This window comes from Pseudomonas sp. PvP100 (genome assembly GCF_017833055.1).
GTDB classification, from domain to species: Bacteria; Pseudomonadota; Gammaproteobacteria; order Pseudomonadales; family Pseudomonadaceae; genus Aquipseudomonas; species Aquipseudomonas syringae.
Genome location: NZ_JAFIBO010000001.1, coordinates 4,199,049 through 4,223,693, shown reverse-complemented (window position 1 = coordinate 4,223,693; position 24,645 = coordinate 4,199,049). Strand labels below are relative to the sequence as shown.

Annotated in this window: 17 protein-coding genes; 7 read left to right on the top strand and 10 right to left on the bottom strand. The window is 59.4% G+C overall.

Annotated features, from left to right (window positions below):
* Positions 1-16: 16 nt before the first annotated feature.
* On the bottom strand, positions 17-985 hold the full coding sequence (locus tag JOE39_RS18110) for an ABC transporter substrate-binding protein (RefSeq protein WP_003413481.1): 969 nt from the start codon (positions 983-985) through the stop codon (positions 17-19).
* Between the two features lie 113 nt (positions 986-1,098).
* Entirely contained in the window at positions 1,099-2,796 is a 1,698-nt protein-coding gene (hutU, locus tag JOE39_RS18105; RefSeq protein ID WP_210078523.1) for a urocanate hydratase, read from the bottom strand.
* Between the two features lie 649 nt (positions 2,797-3,445).
* Between hutU and betT the strand changes: the two genes are divergently transcribed.
* A complete protein-coding gene (gene betT / locus JOE39_RS18100) occupies positions 3,446-5,401 on the top strand; it encodes a choline BCCT transporter BetT (RefSeq protein WP_205902143.1) in 1,956 nt (651 codons plus the stop codon).
* Between the two features lie 210 nt (positions 5,402-5,611).
* On the opposite strand, the gene JOE39_RS18095 is transcribed toward betT, so the two are convergent.
* The gene (locus tag JOE39_RS18095; RefSeq protein ID WP_122243258.1) at positions 5,612-6,658 is read right to left on the bottom strand and encodes a LacI family DNA-binding transcriptional regulator; all 1,047 of its coding nucleotides are present in this window, start codon (positions 6,656-6,658) and stop codon (positions 5,612-5,614) included.
* Between the two features lie 171 nt (positions 6,659-6,829).
* Between JOE39_RS18095 and JOE39_RS18090 the strand changes: the two genes are divergently transcribed.
* From JOE39_RS18090 to mgrA, 4 genes are all read left to right on the top strand, one after another.
* Positions 6,830-9,145: a TonB-dependent receptor gene (locus JOE39_RS18090; protein ID WP_210078524.1), complete on the top strand. Its 2,316-nt coding sequence runs from the start codon at positions 6,830-6,832 to the stop codon at positions 9,143-9,145.
* Between the two features lie 34 nt (positions 9,146-9,179).
* Positions 9,180-10,505, top strand: coding sequence for an LLM class flavin-dependent oxidoreductase (locus JOE39_RS18085; RefSeq protein ID WP_210078525.1), 1,326 nt, complete (start codon positions 9,180-9,182; stop codon positions 10,503-10,505).
* A gap of 100 nt (positions 10,506-10,605) precedes the next feature.
* On the top strand, positions 10,606-11,541 hold the full coding sequence (locus tag JOE39_RS18080; protein WP_032623924.1) for a sulfonate ABC transporter substrate-binding protein: 936 nt from the start codon (positions 10,606-10,608) through the stop codon (positions 11,539-11,541).
* An 81-nt stretch (positions 11,542-11,622) separates the two neighbouring features.
* Positions 11,623-12,660: an L-glyceraldehyde 3-phosphate reductase gene (mgrA, locus tag JOE39_RS18075; RefSeq protein ID WP_003426913.1), complete on the top strand. Its 1,038-nt coding sequence runs from the start codon at positions 11,623-11,625 to the stop codon at positions 12,658-12,660.
* A gap of 147 nt (positions 12,661-12,807) precedes the next feature.
* Here mgrA and JOE39_RS18070 read toward each other — a convergent pair whose 3' ends face one another.
* From JOE39_RS18070 to glnA, 7 genes are all read right to left on the bottom strand, one after another.
* Positions 12,808-14,601: an amidase gene (locus JOE39_RS18070; protein WP_210078526.1), complete on the bottom strand. Its 1,794-nt coding sequence runs from the start codon at positions 14,599-14,601 to the stop codon at positions 12,808-12,810.
* A gap of 105 nt (positions 14,602-14,706) precedes the next feature.
* Complete coding sequence (gene ntrC, locus JOE39_RS18065) at positions 14,707-16,143, bottom strand: nitrogen regulation protein NR(I) (protein WP_003413458.1); 1,437 nt, start codon at positions 16,141-16,143, stop codon at positions 14,707-14,709.
* The gene (gene glnL, locus JOE39_RS18060; protein WP_002555720.1) at positions 16,140-17,225 is read right to left on the bottom strand and encodes a nitrogen regulation protein NR(II); all 1,086 of its coding nucleotides are present in this window, start codon (positions 17,223-17,225) and stop codon (positions 16,140-16,142) included. The genes ntrC and glnL overlap by 4 nt, the downstream gene beginning before the upstream one ends.
* A gap of 282 nt (positions 17,226-17,507) precedes the next feature.
* Positions 17,508-18,140: a DUF4124 domain-containing protein gene (locus JOE39_RS18055; RefSeq protein ID WP_017278277.1), complete on the bottom strand. Its 633-nt coding sequence runs from the start codon at positions 18,138-18,140 to the stop codon at positions 17,508-17,510.
* Positions 18,137-18,673 carry a DUF4124 domain-containing protein gene (locus tag JOE39_RS18050; protein WP_003343821.1) on the bottom strand — a complete coding sequence of 179 codons (537 nt, stop codon included), beginning with the start codon at positions 18,671-18,673 and terminating at the stop codon, positions 18,137-18,139. Before JOE39_RS18050 ends, JOE39_RS18055 begins: the two co-directional genes overlap by 4 nt.
* A 77-nt stretch (positions 18,674-18,750) precedes the next feature.
* Complete coding sequence (locus tag JOE39_RS18045; RefSeq protein ID WP_003343819.1) at positions 18,751-19,308, bottom strand: chorismate mutase; 558 nt, start codon at positions 19,306-19,308, stop codon at positions 18,751-18,753.
* Positions 19,309-19,472: 164 nt separating this feature from the next.
* A complete protein-coding gene (glnA, locus tag JOE39_RS18040; RefSeq protein ID WP_003343817.1) occupies positions 19,473-20,879 on the bottom strand; it encodes a glutamate--ammonia ligase in 1,407 nt (468 codons plus the stop codon).
* 336 nt (positions 20,880-21,215) lie between these two features.
* On the opposite strand from glnA, the gene thiI reads away from it, so the two are divergent.
* Complete coding sequence (gene thiI, locus JOE39_RS18035) at positions 21,216-22,670, top strand: tRNA uracil 4-sulfurtransferase ThiI (RefSeq protein ID WP_003396871.1); 1,455 nt, start codon at positions 21,216-21,218, stop codon at positions 22,668-22,670.
* 142 nt (positions 22,671-22,812) lie between these two features.
* Positions 22,813-24,633 carry a translational GTPase TypA gene (typA, locus tag JOE39_RS18030; RefSeq protein ID WP_003316380.1) on the top strand — a complete coding sequence of 607 codons (1,821 nt, stop codon included), beginning with the start codon at positions 22,813-22,815 and terminating at the stop codon, positions 24,631-24,633.
* Positions 24,634-24,645 lie beyond the last annotated feature (12 nt).

Here is a 24,645-nt window from a genome sequence, read left to right as displayed (position 1 = left end):
CCGACAGCCCGGTCGTTTACAACGAAGCGTCCACCTTCTTCGCGGCGTCTTCGCTGACCCATTTGTGCCAGACTTCGGGGTGCTCTTTCAGGAAAATCTTCGCCAGCTTCGGCGATTCGATGCGTTCCTTGGCCATGCGCCCCAGGTTCTGGTTGAGCAGGTCGATCGGCAGGTTGACCTTTTCCAGGATGGCGACCAATTCAGGGGCCTCATCGTGGAACACTTTGGACACGCCGACCTTGATATCGATCGTCTTGTTGACCCCGGCTTTCTCTTCCAGACGCACCAGGTCTACCTGACCCATGAGCGGCGTGGGTGACCAATAGTAGGTCAGGATCGGCTCGCCACGTTTGTAGCTGGACAGAATCGCCGCATCCAGCGCCGGGCCGGTGCCTGGGCGGAAGTTGGTGTATTTGCTTTCCAGGCCGTAGCTCTTGAGCATTTCGCTGTTTTCCAGCTCACAGGTCCAGCCGGCCGGGCAGTTGTAGAAGCGCCCCTTGCCAGGCTCTTCCTGATCCTTGAACACGGCTGAATACTGGGCCAGGTCGCTGATGGATTTCAGGTTGGGTGCCTTTGCCTCCAGCTTGCGTTTGGCATCGCCTTCGATCACATAGCGGGGCACGTACCAGCCTTCCACTGCGCCGACGATCGGCGCGCCGACACCGACCACCTTGCCGGCAGCGGCGGCCTTGTTCCAAACCTCGCTGCGGCCGACCCATTCTTCGGCAAAGATCTGGATGTCGTTGGTGCCCAAGGCGTTTTCCATGGCAATGGAATTGCCGGGCAGGGCGTCAACGGTGCAGCCGTAACCCTTGTCCAGAACGACCTGCAGAATGTCGGTCAGCAGCATCGCGCTTTCCCAGTTGAGGCCGGCGAATTTCACCGGCTTGCCTGATTCGCACCAGCCGGCCGCCTGACTTGCGCCCGCGCTGGCGAGCAGGCCAGCGGATACCAGTGTGGTCAACAGGGCCTTTTTCATATTCATTGTCGATGCTCCTAAGCCTGAAATGGATGACGGCAGCTTGAATTAGGCATCCGGCCCGTGGGCATGCTCATGCCCGTCCCCGACGTATGTCGGCCTGATGACCGACAACGTTTTCAACGTCCGATCATTGGCAGGTTCAAGCCCTGCTCTTTGGCACAGTCGATAGCGATTTCGTAGCCGGCATCGGCATGACGCATCACCCCGGTAGCCGGGTCGTTGTGCAATACGCGGGCGATACGCTCGGCGGCCTCATCGGTGCCGTCGCAGACGATCACCATGCCGGAATGCTGCGAAAAGCCCATGCCCACGCCGCCACCGTGGTGCAGCGAGACCCAGGTCGCACCGCTGGCGGTATTGAGCAGGGCATTGAGCAGCGGCCAGTCGGAGACGGCGTCGGAGCCATCGCGCATGGATTCGGTTTCGCGGTTGGGGCTGGCGACCGAGCCGGAGTCCAGGTGATCACGACCGATCACTACCGGTGCCGACAACTCGCCACTGCGGACCATTTCGTTGAAGGCCAGGCCCAGTTTGGCGCGTTGACCCAGGCCGACCCAGCAGATACGCGCCGGCAGGCCCTGGAAGCTGATGCGTTCGCGGGCCATGTCCAGCCAGTTGTGCAGGTGCTCGTCATCCGGAATCAGTTCTTTGACCTTGGCGTCGGTCTTGTAGATGTCCTGCGGGTCACCTGACAGCGCGGCCCAGCGGAACGGCCCGATGCCACGGCAGAACAGCGGACGGATGTAGGCGGGGACGAAGCCCGGGAAATCGAAGGCGTTGGTGACGCCGACTTCCTTGGCCATCTGGCGAATATTGTTGCCATAGTCAAAGGTCGGAATGCCTGCTTGCTGGAAGGCGAGCATGGCTTCGACGTGCTCGGCCATCGACTGTTTGGCCGCCTTGACCACACTGGCCGGCTCGCTCACCGAACGGGCACGGTACTCGTCCCAGGTCCAGCCTTTGGGCAGGTAGCCATTGAGCGGGTCGTGGGCGCTGGTCTGGTCGGTGACCATGTCCGGGCGCACACCGCGACGGACCATTTCCGGCAGGATATCCGCCGCGTTGCCACACAGGGCGATGGAGATGGCTTTGCCTTCGGCCGTGTATTTGGCGATACGCGCCAGTGCGTCATCGAGATCAGCGGCCTGTTCGTCGACGTAGCGGGTCTTGATGCGGAAATCGATGCGGCTCTGCTGACATTCGATGTTCAGCGAGCAGGCCCCGGCCAATGTCGCGGCCAGCGGCTGCGCGCCACCCATGCCGCCCAGGCCTGCGGTCAGCACCCAGCGACCCTTGAGGTTGCCGTCATAGTGCTGGCGACCGGCTTCGACGAAGGTTTCGTAAGTGCCTTGCACGATGCCTTGGCTACCGATGTAGATCCAGCTGCCGGCGGTCATCTGGCCATACATGGCCAGGCCCTTGGCATCCAGTTCGTTGAAGTGCTCCCAACTGGCCCAGTGCGGCACCAGGTTGGAGTTGGCGATCAGCACGCGCGGGGCATTACTGTGGGTCTTGAATACGCCGACCGGCTTGCCGGACTGCACCAGCAAGGTTTCATCATCGTTGAGCTGAGTGAGGCTTTCGACGATCCTGTCGTAGCACTCCCAATTGCGCGCAGCGCGACCGATGCCACCGTAAACCACCAGCTCATTGGGGTTTTCGGCAACTTCCGGGTCGAGGTTGTTCATCAACATGCGCAGCGGCGCTTCGGTCAGCCAGCTCTTGGCGGTCAATTGAGTACCGCGTGCAGCCCGTACGACGCCTTCGCGATGGCGGGTCCAGTCCTGCTTCAGGTCTTGATTATTCTCGGTCACAAAAAAATCCTCGGCGATCAATTCGAACCACCCCGATGAAGGGCGAACAGCGCCTGGCGAAGCAGGCTGATTCAAGTGGGCAGAAGACAGAATGTTTAGCCTGTCTCTACTTGTACATACAAGCATATGCAATCAAAAGACCAACTTTTCGCTGCTGTTGTTTTTAAGCCGTCGAATTGGCCTGCAAGGCTTTATTTCCGGAGCCTTGCGGTTTTGGTCAGCGCGCAAGCATTGGCCCGAGAGGAGCGCTGTTCTGTTACCTGAATGACTTTTTGCGCAGTTTTGGGGCGGCAGGTAACAGATTGGTGCGAGGAGGGTGTGCATCGCGTCAAGACCGGAATCAAAGTGCTGCGGATGTTTGCAAACAGCGCGTTTGGGGGGCTGAAAATGGCCTCTTTAGCGTGGGAACGAACCCGCTCGAGCACGCGTCATACCCAGGCCTGAGCCAGCATTCACCGGCCTGCGATTAGGTCTCGCGGGTGTTTTCATGTTTAAATTGAACGCTCGTTCAAGTTAAACCGGTGGTTCGCTGCCCGCTCACAACAGGAGGCTTACCCTTGCCGTATCCGCTTTTCGCAATTGGTTTTATCAGTCCGGAGGCGCTCAACCGATGAGTTCTTCGAGTTCCTCTTCAAGCGGCATGGTTCGCATGAATGCTCCAGTGTTCTATTTCGCTGCGAGTTTTATTCTGATTTTCGGCATCGTCGTGATCGCGTTCCCGCAAGCCAGCGGCGAATGGCTGCTGGCGGCGCAAAACTGGGCGGCCAACACGGTAGGCTGGTACTACATGATGGTCATGACCCTGTACCTGGTCTTCGTGGTGGTCACCGCCTTGTCGGGCTTCGGCAAGATCAAGCTCGGTGCCGACCACGACGAACCCGAGTTCAGTTACCTGTCATGGGCCGGCATGCTGTTTGCCGCCGGCATCAGCATCACGCTGTTCTTTTTCTGCGTTTCAGAACCCCTGACGCACCTGCTGCAGCCACCGCAGGGCGAGGGCGGTACCGCTGAAGCAGCACGCCAGGGCATGCAATTGCTGTTTCTGCACTGGGGTCTGCATGGCTGGGGCGTGTTCGCGTTCGTCGGTATGGCGCTGGCCTATTTCGCTTATCGCCATAACCTGCCGCTGGCCCTGCGCTCGGCGCTGTACCCGCTGATCGGCAAGCGCATCAATGGCCCTATTGGCTATGCGGTCGATGGCTTCGGCATTATTGCGACCATCTTCGGGCTCGGCGCAGACATGGGCTTCGGGGTGCTGCACCTCAATTCCGGTCTGGACTACCTGTTCGGCGTGGCGCACACCCACTGGATTCAAGTCGGTCTGATCACCCTGATGATGGGCGCGGCGATTCTGGTGGCGATCGCCGGTGTCGACAAGGGCGTACGCGTCATGTCCGACATCAACATGCTGCTGGCCTGTGCGCTGTTGCTGTTCGTGCTGTTTGCCGGCCCGACTCAGCATTTGCTCAATACACTTGTGCAGAACATCGGTGACTACCTGGGCGCACTGCCGAGCAAGAGTTTCGACGTGTATGCCTACAACGAGCCGAGTGACTGGCTGGGCGGCTGGACGGTGTTCTATTGGGCTTGGTGGATTGCCTGGGCGCCGTTCGTAGGCCTGTTCATTGCGCGCATCTCCCGTGGCCGTACCATCCGCGAGTTCGTCTTCGGTGTGTTGCTGATCCCGCTGGGTTTCACCCTGGCCTGGATGTCGATCTTCGGCAACAGCGCCATCGATCAAGTGCTCAACCACGGCATGACGGCGCTGGGTCAATCGGCTATCGACGATCCGTCGATGACCCTGTACCTGCTGCTGGAAACCTATCCGTGGAGCAAGACGGTCATCGCGGTCACAGTATTCATCAGCTTCGTGTTCTTCGTCACCTCGGCCGATTCGGGCACGGTGGTGCTGTCGACACTGTCAGCCAAAGGCGGCAACCCTGACGAAGACGGTCCGAAATGGCTGCGGGTGTTCTGGGGTGTGGCCACGGCGTTGATCACCAGTGGCTTGCTGTTCTCGGGCAGCATCGATGCGCTGAAATCGGCCGTGGTGCTGACGTCGTTGCCATTCTCGTTGATTCTGTTGCTGATGATGTGGGGGCTGCACAAGGCGTTCGTCATGGAGTCGCAGCGCAAGATCGCCCAGTTGTACTCACTGGCGCCAGTGTCCGGTTCACGACGCGGCGGCTGGCGTCAGCGTCTGAGCCAGGCGGTGCATTACCCGTCGCGAGACGAGGTGTATCGCTTCCTCGATCAGACCGTGCGTCCGGCGATTGAAGAAGTGACGGCGGTGTTCGTCGAGAAGGGCTTGAACGTGGTCAACGTACCCGACCCGTCCAACGACTCGGTGACCCTGGAAATCGGTCATGGTGAAGAACGTCCGTTCATTTACCAGGTGCAGATGAAAGGCTTCTTCACCCCGTCGTTCGCCCGTGGCGGCATGGGCTCCAAGCAATTGAACAACCGCCGCTACTACCGCGCCGAGGTGCACTTGAGCGAGGGCAGTCAGGACTACGACCTGGTGGGTTACACCAAGGAACAAGTCATCAACGACGTGCTCGATCAGTACGAACGGCATATGCAGTTCCTGCATCTGGTGCGTTGATCGGGGTTTGAGGACATCTATCGTTCCTCACGCCACAGTGGGAATGCCGTGCTTGACGCGCCGCGTCACACATCTGCGCCGCGCCCTATGTTCAGAATAGGACGCGGAGCGTCCAGAACGGCATACCCACGCGGAGCATGGGTACGATGGTGTTCTTACGGGCGACTATCGTTCCTCACGCTCCAGCGTAGGCTCGAGATTGCGCCGGGCTCAGGTACTCTCCCGTTCCACCAGGCTGCACTCCAGCAGATTCAGCCGTTGTACTTCTCCCTCTACCGGTAATACACCGAGGCTTTCAAGCACCCGCGTGGCAGCCATTACGCCGATCTGCAGGGCGGGCGGTTTGATGGTGGTCAGGCTGGGCAGCATCATTTCTGCGAAGGCGTAATCGCCAAAGCCCATGACGGCACAATCCTGTGGAATGCTCAGGCCTGCGCGCTGGCTGGCGAGCAGGGCGCCGGCTGCCAGGTTGTCGTTGGCGAAGAAGATCGCGTCAGGGCGGGGCGCTTGGTTCATCAGGGTGTCCATCGCCTGTTTGCCAGCCTCGAAGGGCGCTCGATCCGCGTCCGGGACGAAAACCCACGGCGTGATACCTAGCCCTTCCACGGTTGCGGCATAGCCGTCGCGACGCTCCAGTGCGCTGAAGTCGCCCGCGATGCTGTTCTGGACGAATGCGATGCGCCGGTAGCCTTTGTCATGCAGATAACCGGCTGCCATCACGCCGACGTCGTAGTGCGAAAAGCCGATCTGGATCGGGCTGCGGTCGGGTTGATGGTCCCAGGTTTCGATCACCGGAACATCGGTCTGCTCGATCATGTTCTCGGTAGCTGGGCTGTGAAAGCGGCTGGTCAGCACCAGTGCCGCTGGTGACCAACCCAGGAAAGCCCGCACTGCGCTTTCCTCCTGCTCTGCGGAAAAGTAGCTGGACGCCAGCAGCAACTGGAAACCGTGCCGGCTCAGTGTGTCGCTGAAGCCCTGAATGGTATTGGCAAAGATCGGCCCGGAGATGTTGGGAATCACCATCGCCACCACCCGGCTGCGTGCTGATGCCAGGCCGCCAGCAACCAGATTGGGCACGTAACCCAGTGCACTGACTGTGCTCGCAATCCGCTCGCGCAGTTCGGGCGAGACCTGTTCCGGCTGATTGAAATAGCGCGACACGGTAATGGCCGACACCCCTGCCTGACGCGCCACGGCGGTGATCGTCACCCGGCCTGCGCCTCGGCGTTTGCGTATCAGGGGCTTCTCGTCGGCCATGGTCGATCACTTCGCATAAAAGTAAAAAGAATATAAAACTAATTTTTCAGTATTGGACGATCTATCAGTCGTTTCCTGATACTGACGATGTTAGCGCTAACAAAGATGGTTTGTCTGCTACTCGCCACCGCGAATGCCCGGACCCGGTTTAGTCAGCACGCATAGGCGCCAGTGCGCATCGCACTGTCGGATCAGGGCAAATTTCAGGTAGGCACGCAGATGCACACAACAGGTGGGGATGGCGTCAGACACACGCTTCTGGCGCAGGCGATCGATCAGGCTCATACGGCGCGGGGGCGCCGTTGTGGGTGGTTGCTGATGGGGCTGACGGCATTGCCGTGTGTTCCGGCCATGGCAGAGACAGCGGCAGGGCAGAACACAGAAACAGTAGCGCTGGAATCGGTGACCGTGACCGCCACACGCCGCGAAGAATCGCTGCAAAAAGTACCGGTCGCCGTGTCCGTGATCGAGGGCGAACAACTGGAACGCGATAACCGTAATGGCGTGGCCAGCATCGTGCAGCAGGTGCCATCGTTGAATTTCCGCACCGGGGCTTCCAACAAGGACACTTCGCTGTTCGTTCGCGGTGTCGGCACCATTTCCACCTCGCCAGGCGTCGAACCGACGGTGGCCACGGTGATCGATGGTGTGGTGTATGCGCGTCCGGGTCAGGCCACGCTGGACTTGCTCGACCTGGAACGCATCGAAGTGCTGCGCGGCCCGCAAGGCACGCTGTTCGGCAAGAACGCTTCGGCCGGCGTGCTCAACGTCACCACCAAGGCACCGACCGAAGAGACTCACGGTTACATCGATCAGTCCTATTACAGCGGCAATGAAAGCCGCACCCGTTTCGGTATTGGCGGCAGCCTGATTCCGCAGACCCTCAAAGGCTCGATCACGACGTTGTTCGGCAGCTATGACGGCAATGTCGATAACAAGCTCAATGGTCAGGAAGTCAACGGCTACAACCGCAAGGGCGCACGCGGCAAGCTGGAATTCACGCCCAATGACGACATCACCTTCACCCTCGCAGCGGACTACATGCAGTCCCATGACGACGCGCCCAACGGGGTGGTAACCAAGGCGTTGACCCCGTCCTTCGCCAGTGCCCTGGCGCCGGTACGTGCCGACAGCGATAACCGCAATGTCGTCAGCGATTACCGCAGCCATGTCGAGGACGTCAACAAAGGCCTGTCCGGTCAGCTCGACTGGCAACTGGGCGACTACACCCTGACCTCCATCACTGCCTGGCGCGGCTGGGACAACACGCAGTATCAGGACGGCGACCGGCTTGGCACTGTCACTGCGGCGTTCCCCGGCACCGAAGACAAGGGCGATCTGACGTTCAACCAGTATTCCCAGGAGCTGCGTCTGGCGTCGCCGAAAGGCCAGTTTGTCGAATACGTCGGCGGTCTGTTTTACATGCACGGCAAGAGCGACGAGACCTATCAGCGCACGCTGATCACACCGACGACTCAGGATCGCGGCATCGCCGACTACAGCACCACCACCGACAGCTATTCGGTGTTCGGCGAAACCACGTTCAACTTCACCCCGGACTTGCGTGCGATTGCCGGGGCACGCTGGACCCACGACGATCTGGAATACGATCATCGCCGCGTGTCGACATCGGCTACGACCGTCAGCGGCATTCAGCCAGCGACCAGCAGTTCCGGCGCGGTGGATGAAGACGGCAAGTCCGGGCGTCTCGGTTTGCAGTACGACCTGAGCGACAGTGTGATGACCTACATCACCTACTCGCGCGGCTATAAAGGCCCAGCCTACAACGTGTTCTTCAACATGCAGCCGCGCGACACCGAGGCCCTCAAGCCGGAAACCTCGAACACCTGGGAGGTCGGCCTCAAGGCCACCACCTGGAACAATCGCCTGACCACCAACCTGGCGGTGTTCCACAGCGAGTACGACAACTATCAGGCGAATTTCTTCGACAGTGTGGCTGGACAGGTCGTGACGCGCCTGATCAACGCAGGCAGTGTCAGCACCGAAGGGGTCGAGCTGGATTACGCCCTGCAAGCCACCCGAAACCTGAAATTCTCCGGTGCGTTGTCCTACACCAGAGCGCGCATCGACAGCTTTGCCTGCCCGGCCGGTGCGGCGGCGTCCTGCAACGTCGACGGCAAGACCCTGCCATACAGCCCAGACTGGAAAAGCTACGTTCGCGCCGACTACACCATCCCGCTGGACAATGGCCTGGATATCGAACTGGGCACCGATTACAGCTGGCAGAGCGAAGTGCAGTACGACATCAGCCAGAACCCGGACACCAAACAGGGCGCTTACGGCATCTGGAACGCCAGCGTGGCACTGGCGGATTACAACAGTGGCTGGCGTGTGGCACTGCTGGGCAAGAACCTGGCCGACAAGTCCTATTCGCCAATGCTGGCCACCGGTGGCAACTACGTTTACCGGTCTGTGCCGCGTGATGACGAACGTTATTTCGGCGTGCAGTTACGCAAGGATTTTTGAGCCAAGACCCCAGGCAACACGTAAGGAGTGAGGTATGAGCACGACTGCTCGACAGATGAAACTGGGCGCTTTCCTGATGGCCACCGGGCACCATGTCGCTGCCTGGCGGCACCCGGATGTGCCTGCGGATGCAGGGCTGGATTTCAAGCATTACCGGCACGTGGCCAGGGTCGCGGAGGCGGCAAAATTCGATGCGCTGTTCGTCGCCGACAGCGTGGCTGCCGCGATGGGTGATATCGCTAGCCGCATGGCGCGCTCCGATCATTTCGAACCACTGACCCTACTCTCGGCACTCAGTGCTGTGACCGAGCATATTGGTCTGATCGCGACAGCGACCACCACCTACAACGAGCCGTACCACGTAGCCCGCAAGTTCGCCTCGCTGGATCATCTCTCCGGTGGGCGAGCGGGCTGGAATCTGGTGACGTCGGATGCCGCCGCCGAAGCGCAGAACTTCGGTCGCGCCGAGCATGTGGGGCATGCCGAGCGCTATAGCCGCGCACGAGAGTTTCATCAGGTGGTGACCGGCCTGTGGGACAGTTGGGCAGACGACGCTTTCACCCGCGATAAGGCCAGTGGCGAGTACTACGATCCGGGCAGACTGCATGTGCTTAATCATCAGGGCGAGCACTTCAGCGTCAAGGGGCCGCTGAACGTCGCGCGTTCGCCGCAAGGTCAGCCGGTGGTGGTGCAGGCCGGTTCCTCGGAAGTCGGACGTGATCTGGCGGCGCAGACGGCGGAAGTGGTATTCACCGCGCAGACCTCGCTGGCCAGTGCGCAAGCTTTCTACGCTGACCTCAAGGGTCGTCTGAGTGCTTACGGGCGGGCCGTCGACTCACTGAAAATCATGCCCGGCGTGTTCATCGTCGTGGCCGAAACCGAAGCCTTGGCGAAAGCTAAATTCGAGTCGTTTCAGGAGCTGGTCGAGCCTCGGGTCGGGGTCGCTCTGCTGGGCCGCATGCTGGGCAATTTCGACCTGTCGGGCTACCCGCTGGACGGCCCGCTGCCGGAATTGCCATTGACCGACAGCGGCCAGCGCAGCCGGCAGAAACTGCTCACCGAACTGGCCGATCAGGAAAACCTGACCCTGGCGCAACTGGGGCGACGGATTGCCGGTGGGCGAGGGCACTACAGCCTGATCGGCACGCCGGAGCAGATAGCCGATGAGTTGCAACGCTGGTTCGAGCAAGGCGCGGCGGATGGCTTCAATGTGCTGGTGCCGCACCTGCCGGGCGGTCTCGAAGATGTCGCGAGACTGCTGGTGCCGGAGCTGCAGCGGCGCGGGCTGTTTCGCACCGAGTATGAAGGCACCACCTTGCGCGAAAACCTGGGCTTGCAACGGCCTGCTTATAGATTTTGATCGTTGCCGCATGCAAGTCCTGATGAGCGCAGAAAGCGGGCTCCCACGGCCTTCGGCCAGAATCAAAGGCAGATTTTTATACAGAATTAAGGGATTACCCATGAAATCATTTACGTTTATCGCCGCCATTCTGGCCTTTAGCGGCCTGTTCGGTACAGCTGCTGCCGACGAGCCTGACACCCTTCGCATCGGCTATCAGAAGGGTTCGATCACGCTGGTGCTGGCTAAGGAACATGGCCTGCTGGAAAAGCGTTTTCCCCAGAAGAAAATCAAATGGGTCGAGTTTCCGGCCGGGCCGCAGATGCTGGAGGCGCTGAACATTGGCAGCCTGGACATCGCCTCCACCGGCGACATTCCGCCGATTTTCGCTCAGGTCGCAGGTGCCGACCTGGTCTACATCGGTGCCGAGCCACCCAAGCCGCAGGTGGAAACCCTGTTGGTGCGCAACGAAAGCCCGGTGCACAGCGTCGCAGAATTGAAAGGCCGCAAGGTCGCTCTGCAGAAAGGCTCCAGCTCGCATAACGTGGTGCTGCGTTTGCTCAACAAAGCAGGCCTGACGTTCAAGGATATTCAGCCAATCTACCTGACCCCTGCCGATGCCCGCGCTGCCTTTGAAAACGGCAGTGTCGATGCCTGGGCGATCTGGGACCCTTACTATTCCATCGCCATGAGCGAAGGCCACACTCGCCTGCTGGCCAACGGCGAGGGGCTTGGATTGTCCGGGCCGTTCTATACCGCACGGCGAGCGTTTGCCGAGGAAAATGCAGCGCTCGTGCAGCAGGTGCTCGACGAACTGACAATTGCCGATGGGCTGTCGCGCTCGCAGCGTGCCGAGAGTATTCAGATACTGGCGCGCAGCATGGGCTTGTCCGAAGCGGTCATGACTCAGTATCTTGACCATCGGCCTGTATCACCCAGCCTGCCGATCACGCCGGAGATCGTACGCGCGCAGCAGGCGACCGCTGATCTGTTTTACGACAACCACTTGATACCCAAGCGGGTCGACATTCAGCAGGTTGTCTGGCAAAAGCCATGATTCCGGCGTTGCGAACAGGCGTCGCCTGTTCGCAAACGCAATCAAGACGCCTCGAATATCCCCCAGACAAGAGAGGATTCAATGACCTACATCGCTGCCGAAAATCGTTACGAAGACATGCCTTATCGCCGTACCGGCCGCAGCGGGCTGGTGCTTCCGGCACTGTCTTTGGGCTTGTGGCACAACTTCGGTGACAGCACGCCGATCGACACCCAGCGCGCCATGCTGCGCACGGCGTTCGATCTGGGCATCAATCATTTCGACCTGGCCAACAACTATGGCCCGCCGTACGGCAGCGCCGAGATCAACTTCGGCCGTCTGCTGCGCGAAGACTTCAAGCACTACCGTGATGAATTGATCATCTCCAGCAAGGCCGGCTGGGACATGTGGCCAGGGCCGTACGGGCAGGGCGGTGGTTCACGTAAATACGTGCTCGCCAGCCTTGATCAGAGCCTGCAACGTATGGGCCTCGATTACGTCGACATCTTCTATTCCCACCGTTTCGACCCGGACACTCCGCTGGAGGAAACCGCCAGCGCGTTGGCCACCGCGGTTCAGCAGGGCAAGGCGTTGTACATCGGTATCTCGTCGTATTCCGGGGCCAAGACCCGCGAAATAGCTGCGTTACTCAAAGAGTGGAAAGTACCGCTGCTGATTCATCAGCCTGCCTACAACCTGCTTAACCGCTGGGTCGAGAAAGACTTGCTCGACGCTACCGAAGAGCTGGGCGCTGGCGTGATCGCGTTTACTGCGTTGGCCCAAGGGCTGCTGTCGGACAAGTACCTGAACGGCGTGCCCAAGGATGCGCGGGTCAATCGTCCGGGGGGCGGCTCGCTGCAGGCTTCGCACCTGTCCGAGCAGAACATCGCCCACGTGCGCGCGCTCAACGAAATCGCCCAGCGTCGCGGTCAGAGCCTGGCACAAATGGCCCTGGCCTGGACGTTGCGCGATCCGCGCGTGACCTCAGCGTTGATCGGTGCGAGCCGTCCCGAGCAGATCATTGAAAACGTCGGCGCGCTGAAGAACCTCGCGTTCAGCCCCGAAGAACTGACCGAGATCGACAGCTTTGCGGTGGAAGGCGGGATCAACCTGTGGGAAAAGCCGTCGCTGGCTGAGTAAGCACAGCCGTTTCCGGGTAATAACTCAGACCTTGCGTGGGCCGCCATCGGACGTTGAAAAATGCGTCTGGCGGCTCACTCGCCTGCGCGGGCAGCAACGCCGGGTTGTTCAGTGGCTTCCACTGAATAACAAAGAAAGAGGTCTGACTCATGATTTTTTCCTTCTGCCCTCGGCAATGACCAGCGGATCGGCTGAGTATTGCCAAGGAATCTCGTCCAGTGTCCAGAGATGAAACGCTACAGGCGAGGTGAAATCCGGGTCTGGCGGCGCTTTGGTGTGATACTCGGAATAGTGCGTCTGAAAGTCGATGGCGGCTTGCACGAGCAGTGGTTCACTGAAGCGCCTGCCCCAGAACGCCGCCGTAACGGGTAATTGCTTTGGGACGCCGGTCGCGCCATGGCCGATGGGCAGTGTCAGCATGGGCCAGGCCAGCGCGTTGGGCATATCGAAGTACGTGCGCTGTACCGGTAGTGTCCTCACCAGTGCGTCTGCCCGCTCGCCGACGTGAGCACCGAGCGGCAGCACCATCATGAAGTCAATCTGATAGTCATTCAGGGCCTTTTCAAAATGCCCCTGCTGTAGACGGCGTCTGTTCTCTGCTTCGAGTCTGATCCCCACTGGAATCAGTGAGGCAACCTGATCGAATAACTCCGGGTATCTTCGTAGCAAATAGTCTCTGTCGTCTTGATTCTCCAACACGTCTGCAAAGTCACGTACGGCCGACCAGTGCCGGGTTTCCAGTTGGTTGGCGTAACTGGTCACGGCTTGGGCGTTGACTCTCATCAGAATGCTGCCGTCACTGTCCAGCACGTCATGAATGGGTTCTGGCGAGGAGTAAGGAATGTTTTCAAGAATTTCAGCATCCAGCCAAGGAAAGTCGATGACCCGTGCACCCAGCGTCTCAAGCTGATCCTTGAACCTGATAAACGCTGCGCTGTAGTCCTCGTCGTAAGACTGCGCAGGGGGTTGACCGGACGACGACATCCAGTCCGTCTGCGGAATGCCGATGGTCAGCCCTTCCAGAGGAAGAGAACCGGGGGTCGGGGTAATGGAAAGCTGCTCGCCTATTGATGGGGCCGACAGACTTTGCGGGTCGTTTTCTCCATCAGGGCCGGCAATTATGGACAGTATCAGCGACGCATCGCGGATCGAACGGGCCATGGGGCCGACCACGTCCCAGCCGCTTCGCAGGGGCATCACACCGGCGCCAGACACCAGTCCCAGAGATGGTTTTATTGCGCTGGCGCCATTCGCAGCCGCAGGAATGATAATCGAGCCGGCCGTCTCTTCGCCCAGCGCTGCGGCGCACAGCCGTGCAATCGGGGCGACCCCCGAGCCCTGACTGGACCCGCCCGGCGTACGTATCGGGTCCCACGCGTTCCCGGCAAACTGGCCGACCGTGTGGGTCGAGAGTTCGGAGCAGATGGTATGACCGATAATAAGAGCGCCCTGAGCCCTCAGCCGGGCTACGCATGTCGCATCACGTAATGCCAGGTTGCCGGAAAAGGCCTGAGTGCCGTTTTTGCTTTCAAGGCCCTGAATGGCGAAAGAGTCTTTTATACCGAAGGGAATTCCGCACAACGGAGGCGCCGGGCCGCGTTGATCGTCTGGAGTCGTCAGCCATTGATCGGCGAGTCTTGCCTGCTCCAACAGTGTCGAGAAATCTTCCAGCCGCACAAAAGCGTTGTATTTACCGTTATCGCCGTAGGTTTCTTGCGGGCCGTTGAACCGAGTGATGCGGCTCCAGTATTCGACCAGCACCTGCTCGGCGGTCAGTCTTTGCGGGTTGCCTTCGCGCAGCAGTGCGGCGAGTTCGACGATTTCGTAGTCAACAATCCGCTCGCGTCGTTCAATGCCTGCACCACGCGGCAGTGCCGCAAGCAAACGTAAATTGTTGGCGTGCTGTCGGGCGTCAGGTTCGCCGAGTAATGCACTTTCCATATTGATCAGCTCCTTATGACTCCTCGAGTGGAGTCAAAAGAAGCTAATCATTAACGGGCGTTGCGGGTAACTGTCAGAAATGGCAGTGAATGTCTTGAGGACGGCTCAGCCTTCGTCAGCCTCGTCGTCATCCCCGCCATCGATCTTCATGCCCAGTTCCTTGATCTTGCGGGTCAGGGTATTGCGGCCCCAGCCCAGCAGCACGGCGGCATCGCGGCGGCGGCCAGCGGTGTGCTTGAGGGCGGTTTCGATCATGATCCGCTCGAAGGTCGGCACGGCGCTGTCCAGCAGGCTGGACTGACCGCGAGACAATGCCTGGTCGGCCCACTGGCGCAGCGCCTGTTCCCAGTTGGTGACCGGCGCGGCGTCCTGCGGCAGGCTCAGCAGCTCCGGCGGCAGGTCGCTGATGTGCACTTCACGACCCGACGCCATGACCGTGATCCAGCGGCAGGTGTTTTCCAGCTGACGCACGTTGCCAGGCCACGGCAGATGCTTGAGGTATTCCTCGGTCTCGGCCTTGAGTAGCTTGGGTTCGACCGCCAGTTCCTGAGCCGCGCGGCTGAGGAAGTGCTTGGCCAGGGTCGGGATGTCTTCGCGACGGTCTGACATGCGCGGAATGTGGATGCGGATCACGTTCAGGCGGTGAAACAAGTCCTCGCGGAACTTGCCGGCCTGCACCAGGGTTTCCAGATTCTGGTGGGTGGCGGCAATGATGCGCACGTCGACCTTGACCGGCGTGTGACCGCCGACCCGGTAGAATTCGCCATCCGCCAGGACACGCAACAGACGAGTCTGGGTGTCGGCGGGCATGTCACCGATTTCATCGAGAAACAGCGTGCCGCCGTCGGCCTGTTCGAAGCGCCCACGACGCAGGTTGGCCGCGCCGGTGAAGGCGCCTTTTTCATGCCCGAACAGCTCGGACTCCATCAGGTCCTTGGGGATCGCCGCCATGTTCAGCGCAATGAACGGCGAGGCCGAACGCGGGCTGTGGCGATGCAATGCGTGAGCGACCAATTCCTTACCAGTACCCGACTCACCGTTGATCAACACCGTGATGTTGGAGTGACTCAGACGGCCGATGGCGCGAAACACTTCCTGCATCGCTGGCGCTTCGCCAATGATTTCAGGGGTGCGGGTCAGCGTCGGTGCAACGTCCAGGCCCTGTTGTTCCTGAGCGTGCTGATTGGCGCGCTTGACCAGCGACACGGCTTCATCGACGTCGAACGGCTTTGGCAGGTACTCGAACGCGCCGCCCTGATAGGACGCCACGGCGCTGTCCAGGTCCGAGTGGGCGGTCATGATGATCACCGGCAGACGCGGATGCTGCTCGCGAATCCGCGCCAGCAGGTCCAGACCGCTGGCACCCGGCATGCGGATGTCGGAAATGATCACGTCCGGTTGCTGACGGGCCAGACGGCTCATCACCCCGTCGGCGCTGTCGAAGCTTTGCGTGGTCATGCCTTCCTGTTGCAAGGCTTTTTCCAGTACCCAGCGGATAGAACGATCGTCGTCTACGATCCAGACAGTTTCACTACGGCTCATGTCGAAGCTGCTCCTTGTTCCAGCGGCAGGAAGATCGAGAACGTGGTGTGGCCGGGATGGCTGTCACACTCGATCAGACCCTGGTGCTGGCTGATGATGTTCTGGGTAATGGCAAGACCTAATCCCGTACCGTCCGGGCGGCCACTGACCATGGGGTAGAAAATGGTTTCCTGAAGCTCGGCCGGAATACCGGGACCGTTGTCGATGATTTCGATCTTGCTCACCAGTCGATGGCGAACGTGGCCGATGGTGAACTGGCGCATGGCGCGGGTACGCAGGGTGATCCGGCCAAGGCGCAATTCGTTCTGGCCGCTGATGGCCTGCATGGCGTTGCGCACGATATTGAGCACGGCCTGGATCATTTGCTCGCGGTCGATCAACACGTCGGGAATGCTTGGGTCGTAGTCGCGCACCAAGGTGATGCAGCCCTGGCTTTCGGCCTCGACCAGGCTGCACACGCGCTCGAGCACTTCGTGCACGTTGGTCATCGCCAGCGATGGCAGCTTGTTGGAGCCGAGCATGCGGTCGACCAGATTACGCAGGCGGTCGGCCTCTTCGATGATGACGTTGGTGTAGTCCTTGAGGCTTTCTTCAGGCAGCTCGCGGGCCAGCAATTGTGCGGCCCCGCGAATGCCGCCCAGCGGATTCTTGATTTCGTGAGCCAGGCCACGCACCAGCATTTTGGTGGTTTCCTGCTTGGACAGCTGGGCTTCTTCCTTGGTGATGCGCAACAGCCGGTCACGCGGGTGTACTTCAAGCAACAGCAGGGTATCGCCCTTGCTGAGGATAGGCGTCACCGCATAGTCGACCGTCAGAGTCTGACCGGTCAGTGCGGTGAGCATCGCTTCGCGTTTGGTAAAAGGATGAGCCTGCTCGACTGCCTGACGCAGCGAACTCAATGCTTCGGCCGACTCGGTGAACAGCTCGCTGATGAATTGCCCATGGCTGCGCTGCCCGCTGATGGCCAGCAGCATTTCCGCCGCCGGGTTCATGTACTCAAGTCGCAGGTCAGCGTTGAGCAGAATGGTGGCAGTGGTCAGGTTATCCAGTAACAGTCTGTGCAGCGCATCGCTGATAGTCATGAATCGTGTTGACCTCTTTTGGCACATTGCAGTCGCGCAATGCGGGTGCTGGTTGGTCTGCACCAGCAGGAGCAAGGCCACCAATACGGTGCTATGTCAGTGAAGTTGCAAAAAACAAACCAAGGCTCCGAAAAGAAGCGCTTTATCTGCAAAATCGGGCCGTTTTTGTAAAGAGTGCCCGCATACGGCGCTACCCGGCCAGGCTTCCTGAACCAGATTGGGCTGTATTGTTGCGCAAGCAGACATTGAGCGCACCAAAAAGGTGCTGACGATTTGGCGAGGTCAGAAGAAGGGCAGGATGCTGCTTTTTGGTTCGGGCTTGTCCTTGAGCGGACACTCCGGACGCACGCCGTAGTCATCCTCCTTGCAGGGATGAGTCGCGCGCTTTTGCGCCAGGGAAATGCGCTGTACGTGAAACGGCTGGTTCGGGGTTTTTTCCAGAACACGGCCGAGCTCGTCGAAAATCTCTACCGACAGTTGATGCGTGCCGCGATCCACATTGCTCAACGGAAACACCGGACTGCGGCCGGCCTGGCCCACGGCAACGCCATCCAGCATCAGCCGGTAGCTGTGGCCCGCCTGTAACACCGGTTCGCTGGTGACGGTAACGATCAGGTCGCCGCTGGGATTGACCAGGGTGGCGTCCGGTTCGGGCACCAGGATTCTCAGCAACTGGTAATGAAACATCGGTTGTACTGCCGGTTTGGCAGGGTGGGCCTTCAAGGTGCGGGTCGGCGGTGTGCCGGTCATGTTGTTGCTGGGGGCGATGTCGACGCGGGTGGCGTTCTTGCGCGGCTGGTCGGTAAACACCCGATTACCCTGCGCGTCGATATAGGTGTAGACGTCGGCCACTGCGGGCAGCGTCAAGAGCAGCAACAGGCAGCTCAGCAGACGGCGCATCGTGTATCTGCTCATGGCTTGCCGAGGTGTACGCGCTGTACGGTCAGGGTGATGGTTTCGCTCTGCTGAATGATCCGCTCGCCGTCTTTCACGACCACCGCGAAACTGTGTTCACCGCGATCTACGTTGACCACCTGAAAGCGCGGCAGGTTGGAGGGCTGCCCGTACAGGTTGCCGTCCAGCAGCAATTGCAGGCTGTGAGTCGGTTGCAGGCGTGGCTGGATCTTCACACCGATGATGAACGTGCCATTGTTGGCGCGTAACGCTTCGTCGGTGGGCAGGTCTTTCAGTTCCAGCACGTCGTAGGTCGTTTGTGGCTGCGATTGTGGCGCCGCAGGGGTCGGCTGCGGCGCACTGTTGACGACCGGTCGGGAAGGCGTCTGCGTTTCGATGCTGTTGAGTGGCGGCAACTCGACCACTTCGGTCTTGGCCCCGTTGGGCGGCTGGTTGCTGAACGCAGTGTTACCGTTTGCATCGGTGTACTTATAGATCTGCGCCAGCGCGGGCAGGCTGATCAACAGCAGCAGGCAAATCAGACTTTGACGCATGAGACTCTCGACGGCAGGGCAAGATTGGCCGTCAGCATAGAACACATCGTCCTATGCTGCGCTATCCGCCTGATGTGTCAGAGTTTCGCAGGGCAAAGGTCGGCTGTGGCCAGTACCAGCGCCTGATCGTGAATCGGGTCGGTCTGATAACGCTTCAGCGCCGCATCCAGTTGCATCTGGCAGGTTTCCGCCTTGCGCAGTGGCTGGAAGTCCGCGTAGGCCTGGAGCAACTGGGTTTGCAGGCGATCCAGCTTCGGACGTATGTCATCGACCAGGCTGAGCCTGACCGTGTCGGGCGCCTTGCCTGCCGCGTGCCACTGGGCGAGCAGGGCGTTCTGCACCTGTTTATTGGCTTCGATCTGGGCGCGGAACAGGCGTTGAACGTCATCGGGGTTGAGCTTGAACTCGGCAGCGCGGGCCTGGGCGGCGCTGATCACTTGCAGCTCGCGCGGCGGGTCCTCGACGGCCTTGCCGCTGTCCCACTTGCTCAGGGCAACTTGATCGGCGATGGTCAGGCGCTCGCTGATCGCTTGCAGCAGAGGTTCAAGTGCAGAAGGCTTCTGCTCGGCAGTGAAGGCGAAACAGGTAGACATGAACGTCATCGTCAGCAGGGAAGTGGCCAGAATAAGGCGCATGGCAGTTCCATCTCGGTTCGGTTGGGAGGTGCAGATTTAACTCCAGGCGACCGGGCAGAGCCAGTGTTGCAGGGTGAACAAAAGTTCACGCGGTAAAATCCGGGCAAAAAAAAGACCTCCCGAAGGAGGTCTCCTGTAACGCCAACAATGCTGGCGTTGCTGGATCAGCAGCTGTAGTACAGCTCGTATTCCAGTGGGTGTACGAAGGTGCGAACCTTGATTTCTTCTTCGCTTTTCAACTCGATGTAGGCATCGATGAAGTCGTCGCTGAAGACGCCGCCCTTGGTCAGGAACGCGCGGCCCTTGTCCAGTTCTTCCAGGGCTTCTTTCAGGCTGCCGCAAACTTGTGGGATCTCTTTGGCCTCTTCAGGCGGCAGGTCATACAGGTTTTTGTCAGCTGCGTCGCCAGGGTGGATCTTGTTCTGGATGCCGTCCAGGCCAGCCATCAACAGAGCAGCGAATGCCAGGTACGGGTTGGCTGCCGGATCCGGGAAGCGTGCTTCGATACGACGGCCGCGTGGGCTGTTGACGTAAGGAATACGGATCGATGCGGAGCGGTTACGCGCCGAGTAGGCCAGCATGACCGGAGCTTCGAAACCTGGGACCAGACGCTTGTAGGAGTTGGTCGACGGGTTGGTGAAGCCGTTCAGAGCCTTGCCGTGCTTGATGATGCCGCCGATGAAGTACAGGGCGGTATCGGACAGACCGGCATAGCCTTCGCCTGCGAAGGTGTTCTTGCCATCCTTGGAGATGGACATGTGTACGTGCATACCCGAGCCGTTGTCACCGTACAGTGGCTTGGGCATGAAAGTAGCGGTACGGCCGTAAGCGTCGGCAACGTTGTGTACACAGTACTTGAGGGTCTGAACTTCGTCAGCCTTCTTGACCAGCGTGTTGAATTTCACGCCGATTTCGTTCTGGCCGGCAGTCGCCACTTCGTGGTGGTGAACTTCAACGGTCTGGCCCATTTCTTCCAGAGCGTTGCACATCGCGGTGCGGATTTCGTGGTCGTGGTCGACCGGTGGCAGCGGGAAGTAACCCCCTTTGACGCCCGGACGGTGGCCCTTGTTGCCGCCATCGACGTCGCCGTCGGTCATCCAGGAAGCCTGTTCGGAGAAGATCTTGAACATGGAACCGGAGATGTCGGACTTGAACTTCACTTCGTCGAAGATGAAGAACTCTGGCTCCGGACCTACGAATACGGTGTCGCCGATACCGGTCGACTTCAGGTATTCCTCGGCGCGGTGGGCAATGGCGCGCGGGTCGCGGTCGTAGCCTTGCATGGTCGAAGGTTCGATCACGTCGCACACCAGAACCAGGGTCGGCTCTTCGGTGAACGGATCGAGCAGGGCAGTTTCGTCATCCGGCAGGAGAATCATGTCGGACGCTTCGATGCCTTTCCAGCCAGCGATGGAGGAACCGTCGAACATTTTGCCGACTTCGAAGAAGTCGTCTTCCAGTGCATCGCGCGCAGGCATGGTGACGTGCTGCTGCTTGCCCTTGGTGTCTGTGAAGCGCAGATCAATCCATTTAACGTCATGATCTTTGATGAGTTGAACCGACTTCGACATGGTGTCCTCCGGGTGGCTAGAGACCGACTTGATAGAGTTATGGTCCCTTGAATTTGGGTGATGCCGGCGCAGATACTCTGCCAAGGCAACCTGCCTCACAAGGGAGCAATTTGCATGCCAGTGCCCCGTGTTGGGTTTTTTGCCTCAAACGCAGGTTTTCAGGGGGCGAAAACGCACCACACGGGAAAAACACGCACCTTTATGGCGCTACAATTTGGTGCGACGACTCTTTTTGGTGCGTCGTTGATTGCGTGTACGATAACTGGTTAAACCTTGAGCAATTTCCGCTATAATCCGCGCCCCCCTTTTTTGGTCGGCACCTCACGCTCCGTTTCCATGAAACTAATCGTTAAAGTTTTCCCAGAAATCACCATCAAAAGCCCGCCGGTGCGCAAGAAGTTCATCCGGCAACTGGGCAAGAACATTCGTACCGTGCTCCGTGAACTGGACGCGGACATTGTCGTGGGTGGCGTATGGGACAACCTTGAGGTCGAAACCCGGCTGACCGACCCTAAAGTGCTGCAGGGCATCAGGGAACGGCTGAGCTGCATGCCGGGCATCGCCAACTTTCTGCAGGTCGCCGAGTACCCGCTGGGCGATCTGGATGACGTGGTTGCCAAGTGCAAACTGCACTACGCCGACCTGTTGCCTGGCAAGATGTTTTCAGTGCGTTGCAAGCGCGCCGGCCGACACGACTTCAGCTCCATGGACGTCGAGAAATACGTCGGCAGCAAGCTGCGCATGCAGTGCGGCGCCGCCGGAATCGAGCTGAAAAAGCCCGATCTGGTCGTGCGCATGGAAATTCGCGACCAACGGTTGTTTGTGGTTCATGACCAACATCAGGGCATGGGCGGTTACCCGCTGGGCGCGCTGGAGCAGACCCTGGTATTGATGTCCGGCGGGTTCGATTCGACCGTTGCGGCCTACCAGATCATGCGCCGCGGCCTGATGGCGCACTTCTGCTTCTTCAATCTGGGCGGACGAGCCCATGAGCTGGGCGTGATGGAAGTCGCGCACTTCATCTGGAAGAAGTACGGCAGTTCACAGCGCGTGCTGTTCGTCAGCGTACCGTTCGAGGAAGTTCTCGGAGAAATTCTGCAGAAAGTCGATAACAGTCATATGGGTGTAGTTTTGAAGCGTATGATGTTACGCGCTGCATCTGCCGTGGCTGATCGTCTTGAAATCGATGTGCTGGTCACCGGCGAAGCGATTTCACAGGTTGCCAGCCAGACGCTGCCCAACCTGTCGCTGATTGACGCGGCAACCGAAAAGCTGGTCCTGCGGCCGCTGGTTGCCACCCACAAGCAGGACATCGTGGACCTGGCGACTGAAATCGGCACCGCTGATTTTGCCCGGCACATGCCTGAGTATTGCGGGGTGATTTCGGTCAACCCAAAGACCAACGCCAAGCGAAATCGCGTTGAGTACGAAGAAAAACAGTTCGACATGGCGATTCTCGAGCAGGCGCTCGAACGCGCGAAGCTGGTTTCGATCGATCGGGTCATCGACGATCTGAGCCGCAATGTCGATATAGAAGAAGTCAGCCAGGCGCTGGCCGGTCAGGTGATCCTCGACATCCGTCACCCGGATGCCCAGGAAGACCAGCCGCTGCAAGTCCCTGGCGTGGAGATACAGACGTTGCCGTTCTACGCATTGAACAGCCGTTTCAAGGCACTGGATGACACGCGCCAGTACCTGCTGTATTGCGACAAAGGCGTCATGAGTCGCCTGCATGCCCACCATTTGCTCAGTGAGGGACATGCCAATGTGCGCGTATATCGACCGAGCTAAGTGCCCGGGGCTGTTTGCCTGTGGCTTGCGTCACCGGCCCCCCGACACCTGTCGTCATGCCGTTACGGCTTTTGCCGACTCAAAATAGTAATCGCTGTCCTTAACCAGTCAGCAGACCGAATCCTCTGATCGAGATACACAAGTGATCGAAAATCTACGTAACATCGCCATCATTGCTCACGTTGACCATGGTAAGACCACCCTGGTAGACAAACTCCTGCGTCAATCCGGCACTCTGGAGCGCGGCGAGCTCAACGATGAGCGCGTGATGGACTCCAACGACCAGGAAAAAGAGCGCGGTATTACCATTCTCGCGAAGAACACCGCGATCAACTGGAATGGCTACCACATCAACATCGTGGACACCCCGGGCCACGCCGACTTCGGTGGTGAAGTAGAGCGCGTGATGTCGATGGTCGACTCCGTACTGCTGCTGGTCGATGCCCAGGACGGCCCTATGCCGCAAACCCGTTTCGTGACCAAGAAGGCTTTCGAAGCCGGCCTGCGTCCAATCGTGGTCATCAACAAGGTTGACCGTCCAGGCGCGCGTCCGGACTGGGTTCTGGACCAGATCTTCGACCTGTTCGACAACCTGGGTGCTACCGAAGAGCAGCTGGACTTCAAAGTCGTCTACGCCTCGGCCCTGAACGGCATTGCCGGTCTGGAACACACCGACATGGCTGAAGACATGACCCCGCTGTACCAGGCGATTGTCGATCACGTCCCTGCACCAAAGGTTGACCGTGACGGTCCGTTCCAGATGCAGATTTCCGCACTGGACTACAACAGCTTCCTGGGCGTCATCGGTGTTGGCCGTATCGCTCGTGGTCGCGTCAAGCCGAACACCCCGGTGGTTGCCATCGACGTCAACGGCAAGAAGCGTAACGGCCGTATCCTGAAACTGATGGGTCACCACGGTCTGCACCGCATCGACGTTGAAGAAGCAGCTGCCGGCGACATCGTCTGCATCAGCGGCTTCGACCAGCTGTTCATCTCCGACACTCTGTGCGACCCACTGAACGTCGAAGCGATGAAGCCGCTGACCGTCGACGAACCTACCGTTTCGATGACCTTCCAGGTTAACGATTCGCCGTTCTGCGGTAAGGAAGGCAAGTTCGTCACCAGCCGTAACATCAAGGAGCGTCTGGACAAGGAACTGCTCTACAACGTTGCCCTGCGCGTTGAAGAAGGCGACACCGCCGACAAGTTCAAGGTCTCCGGCCGTGGTGAGCTGCACCTCTCGGTACTGATCGAAACCATGCGTCGCGAAGGCTTCGAAATGGGTGTTGGTCGTCCTGAAGTGATCATCCGCATGGTTGACGGCGTCAAGCACGAACCGTACGAAAACGTCACCATCGACCTGCCTGAAGAAGCGCAGGGCGCGATCATGGAGCAAATGGGTAACCGTAAAGGCGACCTGACCAACATGGTTCCGGATGGCAAGGGCCGTGTACGCCTCGAGTACAACATCCCGGCACGTGGCCTGATCGGTTTCCGTAACGAGTTCCTGACCCTGACTTCCGGCGCAGGCATCCTGACCAGCATCTTCGACCGTTACGACGTGATGAAGTCTGGCGATATGTCCGGCCGTCAGAACGGCGTTCTGGTTTCGGTTGCTACCGGCAAGGCGCTGACCTACTCCCTGGAAACACTGCAAGCCCGTGGCAAGCTGTTCCTGGGTCATGGCGAAGACGTGTACGAAGGTCAGATCGTCGGCATCAACAGCCGCGACAACGACCTGGGTGTAAACCCAACCAAAGGTAAGAAGCTCGACAACATGCGTGCTTCCGGTAAAGACGAAACCATCGCTCTGGTTCCGCCTATCCGTTTCACTCTGGAACAAGCGCTGGAATTCGTACAAGAAGACGAACTCTGCGAAGTGACTCCAAAGTCGATCCGCCTGCGTAAGAAAATCCTTGGCGAAAGCGAGCGTACTCGTGCTGCCAAGAAGTCGGGCAACTGAGTAATCGGTTAG